Annotated in this window: 12 protein-coding genes; 3 read left to right on the top strand and 9 right to left on the bottom strand. The window is 51.8% G+C overall.

Annotation, left to right across the window (positions count from 1 at the left end; all coding sequences use genetic code 11):
* The first annotated feature begins 23 nt into the window (after positions 1–23).
* Entirely contained in the window at positions 24–719 is a 696-nt protein-coding gene (gene queC / locus NG42_RS10640) for a 7-cyano-7-deazaguanine synthase QueC (RefSeq protein WP_052899280.1), read from the top strand.
* 52 nt (positions 720–771) lie between these two features.
* Here the strand turns inward: queC and NG42_RS10635 are convergent, their stop codons facing one another.
* The 9 genes from NG42_RS10635 to bolA all read right to left on the bottom strand — a co-directional run bounded on the left by NG42_RS10635 (position 772) and on the right by bolA (position 11,254).
* The gene (locus NG42_RS10635) at positions 772–1,191 is read right to left on the bottom strand and encodes a YbgC/FadM family acyl-CoA thioesterase (protein ID WP_052899279.1); all 420 of its coding nucleotides are present in this window, start codon (positions 1,189–1,191) and stop codon (positions 772–774) included.
* A 108-nt stretch (positions 1,192–1,299) separates the two neighbouring features.
* Entirely contained in the window at positions 1,300–1,641 is a 342-nt protein-coding gene (locus NG42_RS10630; RefSeq protein WP_052899278.1) for a ComEA family DNA-binding protein, read from the bottom strand.
* Positions 1,642–1,782: 141 nt separating this feature from the next.
* Complete coding sequence (ppiD, locus tag NG42_RS10625) at positions 1,783–3,651, bottom strand: peptidylprolyl isomerase (RefSeq protein ID WP_052899277.1); 1,869 nt, start codon at positions 3,649–3,651, stop codon at positions 1,783–1,785.
* A gap of 252 nt (positions 3,652–3,903) precedes the next feature.
* Positions 3,904–4,176 (bottom strand): nucleoid-associated protein HU-beta, encoded by a 273-nt coding sequence (gene hupB / locus NG42_RS10620; RefSeq protein WP_052899276.1) that lies wholly within the window; start codon positions 4,174–4,176, stop codon positions 3,904–3,906.
* A 214-nt stretch (positions 4,177–4,390) separates the two neighbouring features.
* Positions 4,391–6,745, bottom strand: a complete 2,355-nt coding sequence (gene lon / locus NG42_RS10615) for an endopeptidase La (RefSeq protein ID WP_052899275.1) — start codon at positions 6,743–6,745, stop codon at positions 4,391–4,393.
* Between the two features lie 189 nt (positions 6,746–6,934).
* Positions 6,935–8,209: an ATP-dependent protease ATP-binding subunit ClpX gene (gene clpX, locus NG42_RS10610; protein WP_052899274.1), complete on the bottom strand. Its 1,275-nt coding sequence runs from the start codon at positions 8,207–8,209 to the stop codon at positions 6,935–6,937.
* A 124-nt stretch (positions 8,210–8,333) separates the two neighbouring features.
* Positions 8,334–8,957: an ATP-dependent Clp endopeptidase proteolytic subunit ClpP gene (gene clpP / locus NG42_RS10605; RefSeq protein WP_052899273.1), complete on the bottom strand. Its 624-nt coding sequence runs from the start codon at positions 8,955–8,957 to the stop codon at positions 8,334–8,336.
* Positions 8,958–9,301: 344 nt separating this feature from the next.
* Positions 9,302–10,606 (bottom strand): trigger factor, encoded by a 1,305-nt coding sequence (gene tig / locus NG42_RS10600; protein WP_052899272.1) that lies wholly within the window; start codon positions 10,604–10,606, stop codon positions 9,302–9,304.
* Positions 10,607–10,939: 333 nt separating this feature from the next.
* Entirely contained in the window at positions 10,940–11,254 is a 315-nt protein-coding gene (bolA, locus tag NG42_RS10595) for a transcriptional regulator BolA (RefSeq protein ID WP_052899271.1), read from the bottom strand.
* A 311-nt stretch (positions 11,255–11,565) separates the two neighbouring features.
* On the opposite strand from bolA, the gene NG42_RS10590 reads away from it, so the two are divergent.
* Positions 11,566–12,144, top strand: a complete 579-nt coding sequence (locus NG42_RS10590) for a lipoprotein (RefSeq protein ID WP_052899270.1) — start codon at positions 11,566–11,568, stop codon at positions 12,142–12,144.
* A 125-nt stretch (positions 12,145–12,269) separates the two neighbouring features.
* On the top strand, positions 12,270–13,331 hold a 1,062-nt coding region (locus NG42_RS10585), incomplete at its 3' end, for an AmpG family muropeptide MFS transporter (protein WP_052899392.1).

Raw genomic sequence — 13,331 nt, 5'->3', positions numbered from 1 at the left:
CGATTAACCCGATAAGGACAGTTATGAAACGTGCAGTAGTGGTTTTTAGCGGCGGTCAGGACTCAACAACCTGCCTGATTCAGGCTCTTCAGCAATATGATGAAGTGCATTGCGTCACTTTTGATTATGGTCAGCGTCATCGCGAAGAGATCGAGGTTGCGCAGACATTATCGCTGCAACTTGGCGCGCGGGCGCATAAAGTGCTGGATGTCACCCTGCTGAATGAACTGGCAGTCAGCAGCCTGACGCGCGATAACATTCCGGTTCCGGCCTTTGATCCGAATGCCAGCGGTTTACCGAGTACCTTTGTGCCGGGCCGCAATATTCTGTTTCTGACGCTGGCATCAATTTATGCTTATCAGGTAGAAGCCGAAGCGGTGATCACCGGGGTGTGTGAAACCGATTTTTCCGGTTACCCCGACTGCCGCGATGAGTTTGTTAAAGCGCTGAATCATGCCATTGAGCTGGGTATGGCACGCAGCGTGCGCTTTGAAACGCCGCTGATGTGGCTGAATAAAGCCGAAACCTGGGCGTTGGCCGATTACTGGCAGCAGCTGCCGCTGGTGCGGCAACAAACGCTGACCTGTTATAACGGTATCAAAGGCGATGGTTGTGGAGAATGTGCCGCCTGCCATCTGCGCGCCAATGGTCTGAACCAGTATCAGGCTGATGCCGCTGCGGTAATGGCCAGCATGCAGCAAAAAACCGGTCTGATTTAATATCGTGGTATGCGGGGTGACAGGCCTCGGTATGGGCGGCGACAACGCCGCCCTACGAAAGGGAGCTGGCCGCATCATCCACCAGCAGCGACTGCAGGCGCGATTTCATTTCGCCTTCCAGCGGCTGCGCTTTTTGCGTGCGCAGATCGATACAGACAAATGTCAGCGTGGCATCCGCCACCTGAGTACCGTCTGCCAGTGATACATGCTGGCTCAGCACGCCGCTTTTCCCCTTTAACTCAATCAGCTGGCTGTCGATGGTCAGTACGTCACCCAGTACCGCCGGTCGACGATAATTAATATTGATATTCACCACCACAAACGCCAGATGGTTGTCGCTCAGCCAGTGAAAAGCCTCTTTGCGTTCCAGCCACTCCCAGCGCGCTTCTTCAAGAAACTCCAGGTAGCGCGCATTATTGACATGTTGGTAAACATCCAGGTGGTAGCCGCGCACTTTAATGGTTATCTGCATAAGTTATTTCCCGCCCGAAGAAAAGGCCACACCGACTGGTATGACCTCTTACAGGTTAGCAGCCTGTTCAGGCGCTTTCGACTACAACATGCCTTGCTGAGAGCACGATCACAATTTCAGTCTGGCGAGATTACGCTCAACCAGCGCATTACCGATACCCGGCACCTCTTTCAGCTGTTCCACTGCGCTGAACGGTCCATATTTCTCACGATAGCTGACAATGGATTCTGCTTTCTTGATGCCCACGCCATTCATTGCCGCAGCCAGTTGTTCTGCGCTGGCATTATTAATACTGATTGCCTCCCCGGCACTGACTGAAGCAACCTCGCCTTCTGCCTGCGATACAGGTTCGCTCAGTGAACTGGCCGACTGCATACTGGCCACTGATATTCCGGTACTACACAGTAGCACCAGCGAAAGACAGAATGCATTAACTCGGTTTTTGTTCATGCTGTAATTCCTCCGTGTGTTTGACAGCACGGCTAACTTACGGGTTTTTATCAGCAGGAAACAATTAGCAAACGGCAAAAATGGAAAAGGCCGCATAAGCGGCCTTTTCCGTTGCAACGAGTTGCATTTTAATTGCGAGGATTACTGTGCCTGTGCGGCAGCGCCATACTTAATTTTGGCGTCTTTGCGCAGGTTACTCAGCAGCGCTTCGAAAGCAATTTGCGCATTGTTCTGGGTGATCCCCTGAATCATGGCTTTCTTCTGCTCTTCCGGCATGCTGCCAGCCTGGACTTTATCCAGTGACAACAGCACAACATTGCCCTGCATATCTTCGCTGACACCGTAAGAGGCTTTGTCTTTCGCCGGTTCCGGCAGCGCAAATACCGCCTGGGTAATCGCATCCTGACCGTTTCGCGTCAACGTTTTGCTTTCACCAAAGCTCAGACCTGCCGCTTTCAACGCATCCTGCTTACCGGCTTTCAGCTCGGCAAGGATTTTGTCGGCGTCAGCTTTCGCCTGTTTACGCGCTTTGTCATGCTTAACGGTATCAACAATCTGTGCCTGAACCTCAGCAAACGGTTTTACCGCTTCGGCTTTATGCTCACTGACGCGCAAAATAAACGCGCGATCGCCATCAACGGTAATGATATCGGAGTTACTGCCTGGCGCACCGCCCTCACCGACTAAGCCGCCGTTGAAGATCGCCTGCTCTACCGGTTTGAAGTTCAGCTCAGCTGGCAGGTTGTCCTTGCCAAACCAGTTGGTCTCAACCGCTTTCACACCGGCCGCCTGCTCAGCGCTGGCCAGGGACTCGTTGTCATTACTCGCTGCATCGCTCACTTTCTGCTGCAGTTTGTAATAAGCATCGATGGCTTTTTCCTGCTTCACTTTGTCGGCGATAGCAGTACGCACTTCAGACAGTGGTTTAATCTGCTCTGGCTGAATATCGTCCAGACGCGCCACCAGGAAACCAACGGAAGACTTGATAACGCCAGAGAGCTGACCTTTGGTGGTCAGGTTCGCGTCTTTCAGTTCATCAGGCGTGGTGTCCGGCTCCAGCCAGCCCATATCGCCGCCCTTACGCGCAGAGATCGGATCGGCTGACTTTTCTTTCGCCAGAGCAGCAAAGTCACCGCCCTGCTTCAGCTGATCGACCACGGCCTGCGCTTCAGCTTCGGTTTTGGTCTGAATGATGCTGTAGCGATTGCGCTGCGGCTGGCCGTAATCGGCTTTATGTTCGTCATACCAGCTCTGAATTTCGCTGTCGCTGACCGACTCTTGCATGCTCGCCGCATCCAGCTTGATATAGCTGACACGGAACTGCTCTGGAGCCATAAAGCTGTTTTGATTCTGCTGGTAGTAGTTTTTGCTCTCTTCGTCACTGACCGTCTGTTTCGCCGCCAGCTGATTAACGTCGAGGGTCGCGCTGCGCACCAGGCGCTCCTGCGAGACCAGCGCTGCCAGCGCGTCTGACTCACTGCCCAGCATAAAATCGGTACCGGCCACGGCCTTCACCAGCTGCTGAGTGGTCAGCTGCTTGCGCAGTGCTTCTGCGTACTGATCGGCGCTAAAGCCCATATTGCCGATCAGCGCCTGATATTTGGCATTGTCGAATTTACCATCGGTCTGGAATGCCGGTTGTTCGAAAATTGCCTGTTTGATTTGGTCATCACTGATGCCCAGCTTCAGTTCTTTGGCGTATTGATCCAGCAACACTTCGTCTACCAGTTGAGACAGCGCCTGCTGACGCATCTGCTGCATGTAGCCTTCATTACTGGCCAGCTGAGAGAACTGCTCGCCCAGCATCTGCTGCTGACGGCTACGTTCGCTGGAAAAAGCGCGTTCTAATTGCGATCGGCTGATTTCCTGACCGTTAACTTTAGCGGCGTAATCGCCGTTACCGCCAATCAAAAAGTCGCCGACTCCGGTCAGCACGAATGACAGGATAATCAGACCCAAAATAATTTTGAGCACGACATGGTTCGACGCCGCGCGTAAATTGTCCATCATGGTATGCCAACACTCCGCTGTAGTGTGAATGTAAACCCTACGTTTTCATCCCGCATCCTCGCGGGGGTTCCACGCTGCTGCACTTCAGGCCTGCAGCATTCGGCCAGGTTTTGACACGCGCAAACAGCGTTTGTCACAGATAACGATAAAAAAAGGCACATCAATCACCTGATGTGCCCTTATGTTACATGAGAACGCTTTGTCAGTCCTCAATCCACCGAAGAAATTGCTTCAATGGAGGGTTAACCGCCATTAGTTAACCGCGTCTTTCAGCGCTTTACCGGCACGGAAGCCTGGTACTTTACCCGCTGGAATGGTGATCTCTTTACCCGTCTGTGGGTTGCGGCCAGTACGCTCTGAACGCTCACGAACAGAGAAAGTACCAAAACCAACCAGCGCGACTTCTTCACCGGCTTTCAGAGTATCGGAAACGGAACCCATAAAAGCATCTAATACACGTCCAGCTGCAGCTTTAGAAATGTCAGCATCCGCAGCAATTTTGTCGATCAACTGTGACTTATTCACTCTATTCATCCCCTCTTTTATTATTCACATCGTACCCGAGCATCCCGCCCTGCACGATCGCGCAGCAAGTTATATCAAGCCTTAAGTGCTGAAACAATGTTTAATCTTTAACGTTGTTAGCTCAGCAGCTCTCTAAATTAGCGAGTCAAAAAAAAGCTGGCAAGCCCGATTTGACTCGCCAGCGACACTTTCAGACGCTTTTTGCCTTAAATCACTATTTTGCAGTGGCAACCTGCATGCCGTATGGGGCATTTTGTAACGCCAGCGCCAGCACTTCCTCGATGCGCTTCACCGGATGAATGTCCAGATCGGCAATAACGTTATCCGGAATCTCTTCCAGATCGCGCTTGTTTTCATCCGGAATCAGCACGGTTTTGATACCGCCACGGTGTGCTGCCAGCAGTTTCTCTTTCAGGCCACCAATCGGCAGCACCTGACCACGCAGGGTGATCTCGCCGGTCATCGCCACATCGGCACGTACCGGATTACCAGTCAGGCAAGAAACCAGCGCGGTACACATCGCAATACCGGCGCTCGGGCCATCTTTCGGCGTTGCGCCTTCCGGCACGTGTACGTGAATATCGCGTTTTTCGTAGAAGTCACCGTTAATGCCCAGTTTCTCCGCACGTGCGCGTACCACCGTTAATGCCGCCTGAATCGACTCCTGCATCACTTCACCGAGTGAACCCGTATAGGTCAGTTTGCCTTTACCCGGCACACAGGCGGTTTCGATAGTCAGCAGATCGCCGCCCACTTCCGTCCATGCCAGGCCAGTCACCTGACCCACGCGGTTTTCACTGTCTGCGCGGCCATAATCAAAGCGCTGAACGCCAAGGAAATCCTTCAGGTTGTCGCCATTAATTTCAATGTGCTTAACGGCTTTATCCATCAGCAGCGCTTTTACTGCTTTGCGGCACAGTTTCGACAGTTCACGTTCCAGGCTACGCACCCCGGCTTCGCGGGTGTAGTAGCGGATAATGCCGACGATAGCGCTGTCATCCACCGAAATTTCATTTTTCTTCAGCGCATTACGCTCAATCTGCTTCGGCAGCAGATGCTGTTTGGCAATATTCAGTTTTTCATCTTCGGTATAACCCGACAGACGAATCACTTCCATACGGTCCAGCAGCGGAGCCGGAATGTTCATCGAGTTTGACGTCGCGACAAACATCACATCGGAGAGATCGTAATCCACTTCCAGATAGTGATCGTTAAACGCGATGTTCTGCTCAGGATCCAACACTTCCAGCAGAGCGGAAGCCGGATCGCCGCGCATATCAGATGACATTTTGTCGATCTCATCCAGCAGGAAAAGTGGGTTTTTCACGCCGACTTTCGCCATTTTCTGGATTAGTTTGCCTGGCATAGAACCGATATAGGTCCGGCGGTGACCACGGATTTCCGCTTCATCACGCACACCACCCAGCGCCATTCGCACATATTTACGCCCGGTCGCTTTGGCAATCGACTGCCCCAGTGAGGTTTTACCGACACCCGGCGGCCCCACCAGACACAGAATCGGCCCTTTAATTTTGCTGACGCGGCTCTGTACGGCTAAATATTCGAGAATACGGTCTTTAACGCGCTCCAGACCAAAGTGGTCGGTATCCAGCGTCTCCTGCGCTTTACGCAGGTCTTTCTTCACCTTGCTGCGCGCATTCCACGGAACCTGAACCATCCAGTCAATATAGCCGCGCACCACGGTGGCTTCTGCTGACATCGGCGACATCATTTTCAGCTTCTGCAGCTCAGCTTCGGTTTTATCCCGCGCTTCTTTCGGCATTTTTGCCGCATCGATTTTGCGCTTCAATGCTTCGTTTTCGTCAGGCGCGTCATCCATTTCGCCCAGTTCTTTCTGAATCGCCTTCATCTGCTCATTCAGATAGTACTCACGCTGACTTTTTTCCATCTGTTTTTTGACGCGGTTGCGGATGCGTTTTTCTACCTGCAACAGGTCAATTTCAGATTCCATCATCGCCATCAGATATTCCAGACGTTCGTTAACGTCTGACATCTCCAGCACCGACTGCTTATCCGCCAGCTTCAGTGGCATATGCGCGGCAACGGTATCGGCCAGACGTGCTGCGTCGTCGATGCTGTTCAGCGACGTCAGGACTTCTGGTGGAATCTTTTTGTTCAGTTTGATGTAGCCTTCAAACTGATTAATCGCCGTGCGTACCAGTACTTCCTGCTCACGCTCTTCGATTTCTGGTGAAACCAGATATTCCGCCTGAGCAGTAAAGTGGTCACCGTTATCGGCCAGAGTCGTGATATGCGCACGCTGCAAGCCTTCCACCAGCACTTTTACCGTGCCATCTGGCAGCTTCAGCATTTGCAAAATGGAGGCAACGGTCCCTACCGAGAAGAGATCGTTAATGCCAGGTTCATCCGTTGAAGCCTCTTTCTGTGCAACCAGCATGATCTTTTTATCGTGATCCATGGCGGCTTCGAGGCACCGAATCGATTTTTCCCGACCTACAAACAACGGAATTACCATGTGCGGATAAACCACTACGTCGCGCAGAGGCAACACAGGGATTTCAATGCGTTCAGAACGCTCAGGATTCATAGAGCTCTCTCTTAGTTTAATGTCCGCCAGGGTGATGGGAACCGCATAATGCAGTGAAAGTGCAGTCAACCCACAGGTATTTGAGTATATGGGGATGAATGTCAGACATTCAATGTAAAGCTGGAGAGAAAAACAAAAGGGGAAAGAATTTTCCCCTTTTTAGATAACTGACTGGATTGATTTGGTTATTTATTCGCCAGAAGCTTGTTGCGCTTCCGGCTTGCCGTAAATCAGCATCGGATCGGTTTGCTCATCGATCACTGATTCATCAATCACCACTTTCTCCACGTCATCCATTGAAGGCAGATCGTACATGGTATTCAGCAACGCACCTTCGACGATAGAACGCAGACCACGCGCACCGGTTTTACGTGACATGGCTTTTTTGGCAATAGCCGTTAACGCCTCGTCACGGAACTCCAGTTCCACGCCTTCCAGGTTAAACAGCGCCTGGTACTGTTTGGTCAGCGCGTTCTTCGGCTCACGCAGAATCTGGATCAGTGCTTCTTCACTCAGTTCATTCAGCGTTGCCACGACTGGCAGACGACCAATAAACTCAGGAATCAGACCAAACTTGATCAGATCTTCCGGTTCCACCTGCTCAAGCAGCTGGCCTTCGGTGGCTTTCTGCGATTTACCTTTTACCGTAGCGCCAAAACCAATACCGGAGCCGGTTTCAACACGCTGAGCGATCACTTTATCGAGGCCGGCAAACGCGCCGCCACAGATAAACAGGATCTTCGAGGTGTCGACCTGCAGGAACTCTTGCTGCGGATGTTTACGTCCACCCTGCGGTGGTACCGCGGCAACCGTCCCTTCGATCAGCTTCAGTAACGCCTGCTGCACGCCTTCACCGGAAACATCACGTGTAATTGACGGGTTATCCGACTTACGTGAGATTTTATCAATCTCATCGATGTAAACGATACCGCGCTGAGCTTTCTGCACGTCGTAGTCGCACTTCTGCAACAGTTTCTGAATGATATTTTCGACGTCCTCACCCACATAACCGGCTTCGGTCAGGGTGGTGGCATCGGCCATGGTAAATGGCACATCTAACAGACGCGCTAAGGTTTCTGCCAACAGCGTTTTACCGCTACCAGTAGGACCGATCAGCAGAATGTTACTTTTGCCCAATTCGATACCATTGCTGGTATCGCCATTGCGCAGGCGCTTGTAGTGGTTGTAGACCGCAACGGCCAGCACCTTTTTCGCCTTCTCCTGACCGATAACATAATCATCGAGGTGATGGCGGATTTCGTGCGGCGTTGGCAGCGCACTGCGCTCACGATGCGGGGCCACTTCTTTAATCTCTTCGCGAATGATGTCATTACACAGATCGACACACTCATCGCAGATATACACTGACGGCCCGGCAATCAGCTTGCGCACTTCATGCTGGCTTTTGCCGCAAAAAGAGCAGTACAGCAGCTTTCCTGAACCGTCTTTGCGCTTATCTGTCATCAGTTAACCTCTTCTTTTATTCGTCCGCATGCTTGGCGGCGATGACAACGCCTCGCGCTGCCCTCGATATTGCAACTCCTGCCGCTGGTTTCACTAACTATAGCTCGACCAGCGGATTTGAGCCTTATTCGCGATGCGTCAGGATGGAATCGACTAAACCATACTCTACAGCTTCACTCGCGGAGAGGAAACGATCGCGTTCGGTGTCTCTCTCGATTTCTTCGAGAGTTTTGCCCGTATGTTCGGCCATCAACTGGTTCATACGCTGTTTCACTTTCAGAATTTCACGCGCATGAATCTCAATGTCGGTCGCCTGGCCCTGATAACCGCCTAACGGCTGGTGAATCATCACGCGCGAATTTGGCAGGCAGTAACGCTTACCTTTTGCGCCAGCGGTCAGCAGGAACGCGCCCATGGAGCAGGCCTGGCCCATACAGATGGTGCTGACGTCCGGCTTAATAAATTTCATGGTGTCGTAAATCGACATACCTGCGGTAATGACGCCACCAGGAGAGTTAATATAGAGATGGATGTCTTTTTCCGGGTTTTCCGCTTCAAGAAACAGCATCTGCGCGACAATCAAGTTCGCCATATGATCCTCAACCTGACCGGTAAGGAAAATAATGCGCTCTTTCAGCAGGCGCGAAAAGATGTCGTAAGAACGCTCTCCGCGCGAAGTTTGTTCGACCACCATTGGCACTAAAGCCATATGAGGTGCAGTTTGTTCACGTTCGCCACTGTATGACATTACCGTCTCCTGGATAAATTTCATTTGGCAACACTCTGTACCGATTCTACTAGAGTGAGTCGGGGAATACGAAGATTCCCGAGAGTCACTCGCCGACGCCATCCGGACGGTCAATCAGCCAGCGCTACAATTACGGGTTATGCATAAACTATCTGGGGATGCTGCCCTGGTATTTCAAGCATAACAACGTTTTCATCAATCGCTAACCAGGAAAAACAGCATAGACGATAATTCGTCGCTTAATTAAGCAAATAACCGTTAAAAGGTGACGTTTGCCAGAAAAGAGTAAAGAAAAAGCCCGCAACCTTGCGGCTGCGGGCTTAACTTATTGACGGAAATTCGAATCAGGCAGAAGCAGTCTGATTCATCAGATCCTGGAAGCCAGTCTCTTTTTCAGTCACTTTTGCTTTAGCCAGAACCGCTTCAACCGCTTGTTCTTCCAGAGCAACGTTACGCATGTTGTTCATCAGCTCATTGTTTTTGCTGTAGAACTCGATTACTTCCTGCGGATCTTCATACGCAGAAGCCATCTCTTCGATCAGCGCATTAACGCGGTCTTCGTCAGCTTTCAGCTCATGGGTACGAATCACTTCGCCCAGCAACAAACCAACCACTACGCGACGTTTTGCCTGCTCTTCAAACAGTTCACGTGGTAATTCAAACGCTTGTTTCTCGTTGCCACCGAAACGCTGTGCAGCCTGACGACGCAGAACGTCGATTTCGCTGTCAATCAGTGCTGCCGGAACGTCGATTTCATTGGCGTTAACCAGGCCGTCGATTGCCTGCGTTTTCACACGGTTACGCACTGCGCCTTTCAGCTCGCGATCCATGTTTTTACGTACTTCGGCACGCAGACCTTCCACAGAGCCATCTTCAACGCCGAAACGCTTGATGAACTCTTCGGTGAATTCTGGCAGTTCGCGCTCTTCAACTTTCTTCAGCACGATCTCGAACTTCGCTGCTTTACCTTTCAGATTTTCAGCGTGGTAATCGTCCGGGAAGTTAACGTCGATGGTGAACGTTTCGCCAGCTTTATGGCCAACAACAACTTCTTCGAAACCTGGGATCATACGACCCTGGCCCATTGCCAGTACGAAGTCAGACGCTTTGCCGCCTTCGAACTCTTCACCGTCGACAGAACCGGTGAAATCGATAGTTGCGCGATCTTCAGCAGTCGCAGCAGCATCGGTCTCTTTCCAGGTCGCCTGCTGCTTACGCAGGGTGTCCAGCATGGTATCGACGTCAGCGTCGGTCACTTCAACAACCGGCTTCTCAACTTCGATAGCTTCCAGACCTTTCAGCTCAACTTCCGGGTACACTTCGAATTCTGCAGCGAAAGTGAAGTCTTCACCCACTTTGTACTCGCCTGGCACGTAGTTAGGTGCGCCAGCCGGGTTAATTTTTTCTTTGATGATCGCGTCAACGAAGTTGCGCTGCATCAGTTCGCCCAGCACATCCTGGCGAACAGAAGCACCGTAACGCTGTGCAACAACGGTCATCGGCACTTTGCCTTTACGGAAGCCATCGATACGTACTTTTTTAGCCACGTCGACCAGCTCTTTTTTAACAGCGCTCTCGATGCTGTCAGCAGCGACAGTAATCGTAACGCGACGGCCCAGGCCCTGAGTGGTTTCTACTGAAACTTGCATCTTGTTACCTCAAAAAAAATCACGTGCTCGGTCAACTTCAGACAGCACACAAAACCGCAGCAGGCGATACTGTGCGCTCTCTAACAACCGGGACGGCCTCTGTTGCTCAGAACCGAATTCCCTGTTACCAGAAGCGTCCCGAAGACATTCCGGAAAAATAGACGCAGCATTATAGCGACATCGCCGGACTGAGTCGAGAACGCAAAACCGCCTCAAAGGCGCCGTTTTTTACAAATTCCGCTACAAATCGCAAATTATTGTTCAATCGCCGCGGGTAATCGCCAAAACGACAAAACGGCCCGCAGGCCGTTTTTTTACTCATCATCCCTGAAATCAGGCCAGGGTACCGGCACCACGACAATTAGGTGATGCCGGAACAGTATCCTGCAACCCTTCCCACTCTTTTACGGTATATGTATGTAACGCCAGCGCATGCACACTGCCCGCTAACTCATCGGCTAACACACCATAAATGGCGCGATGCCGCATCAGGAAGCGTTGGTTGGTAAAGCTGTCACTGACAATAATCACTTTGAAGTGACTTTCCGAACCGGCTGGCACGTTATGACGGTAACTTTCGTCGTTGACCTCCAGATGAACTGGATTAAACGCCGTGCGTAACTTTTCTTCTATTTGTCCGCGAATCATAACTACACTCCTCTACGGCAGCGAGCTGCGCCCCATCTCTTTAAATAATAGTCGGTTTTTTACCCAACCCGCGGTTTCGCGATGAATATTTCCTAAGCTGTTATTTTCTCAGCCAGCGAACAAGGCAGGTTCCGGCGCTTCGCTGCACCATCAGGTGGCACCGCTTCGCTGAACCCCTTGCCCTTCGCGAAGTCTTAAAATACCGCAAGCTGATGAATTTACGCCCTCTCAGGGCTTCCCTCCGCGCCTGCCAGTGATATGATGGCCGACGTTTTGTCAGCAATACAACTTACGCGAACGAGAAAATAAGCATGTTAAAAAAATTATTATTTCCGCTGCTGGCCGTCTTTATTCTGGCTGGCTGTGCCAACAACAGCAACACTTTAAACGTTTCACCGAAGATCGATCTGCCACAACAGGACCCCAGTCTGATGGGCATCACGGTCAGCATTAACGGTGCCGATCAACGTAGCGACCAGGCACTGGCAAAAGTGAATCGTGATGGTCAGCTGGTGACGCTGACCCCATCCCGCGACCTTCGCTTCCTGTTACAGGAAGTGCTTGAGAAACAGATGGGCGCTCGTGGCTATATGATTGGCCCTAACGGCGCGGTGGATCTACAAATCATCGTTAATAACCTGTATGCCGACGTTACCCAGGGTAACGTGCGTTACAGCATCACCACGAAAGCCGACATCTCCATTATCGCTACGGCGAAAAACGGCAACAAACAGGTGAAAAACTATCGCCAGACCTACAGTGTTGAAGGTGCCTTTAACGCTAACAATGAAAAAATCACCAAGGCGGTTAACGCAACGCTTGGCGACGTGATTTCAGATATGGCGCAAGACACCAGTATCCATACCTTTATTAAACAAAACGCTCGCTAATCAAAAACGGGTGGCAATCACGCTACCCATTTTGATATTTTCACTGGGGCGGCAATTTTGTCGCCCTGATGATGATTTCCTGCGGCGTTGCCGCCAGCCCAACCGGCATATGGCACAGAGATTCTATGGGCAATAACTACCTTCGCATTTTCACTCAACGTAACGCCGCACTCCTGCTGCTGCTGGGTTTCGCCTCCGGTTTACCCCTTGCATTAACCTCAGGCACCCTGCAGGCATGGATGACGGTTGAAAATGTCGATCTGAAAACCATCGGTTTCTTTTCTCTCGTCGGCCAGGCCTATGTGTTTAAGTTTCTCTGGTCGCCAATGATGGACCGCTACACGCCGCCATTCCTCGGCCGTCGTCGCGGCTGGTTATTGATTTCGCAGCTGTTGTTAATCGTCGGGATTGTGGCGATGGGCTTTATGGATCCGTCGCGTAACCTGACGCTGCTGGCTGCGCTGGCGGTACTGGTGGCTTTCTGCTCCGCCTCGCAAGATATTGTTTTCGATGCGTGGAAAACCGATGTGCTGCCGCCGGAAGAGCGCGGCAGCGGCGCGGCGATTACGGTATTAGGTTATCGGCTGGCCATGCTGGTATCTGGCGGGCTGGCACTGTGGCTGGCCGATCGCTATCTCGGCTGGCAGGCCACTTACTGGCTGATGGCGCTGATGATGATACCAGGGGTAATTGCCACCCTGTGCGCCAAAGAGCCGACCGATGCCATTCCCAAGCCACGCACTCTTGAGCAGGCAGTCATGGCACCGCTGCGCGACTTCTTTAACCGCAATAATGCCTGGCTGATTCTTTCCTTAATCGTGTTGTACAAGCTCGGCGATGCATTTGCCGCCAGTCTGACCACCACCTTCCTGATTCGCGGCGTCGGCTTTGATGCCGGTGAGGTCGGGCTGGTGAATAAAACTCTCGGCCTGCTGGCAACAATTATCGGTGCGCTGTACGGCGGCGTGCTGATGCAGCGCCTGACGCTGTTTCGCGCCTTGATGTGGTTTGGCATGTTGCAGGCGGTGTCAAATCTCGGTTACTGGATACTGTCTGTCACCGATAAACAGATGCTCAGCATGGCCAGCGCGGTATTTGTTGAGAATCTCTGTGGCGGTATGGGAACCGCAGCTTTCGTTGCGCTGCTGATGACCCTGTGCAACAAATCCTTTTCGGCTACCCAGTTC

Origin of the sequence: Winslowiella iniecta (assembly GCF_001267535.1) — a bacterium.
Taxonomy (GTDB): Bacteria; Pseudomonadota; Gammaproteobacteria; order Enterobacterales; family Enterobacteriaceae; genus Erwinia; species Erwinia iniecta.
The sequence above is the reverse complement of the archived record's forward strand: the minus strand, read 5'-3'. Positions and strand labels throughout refer to the sequence as shown.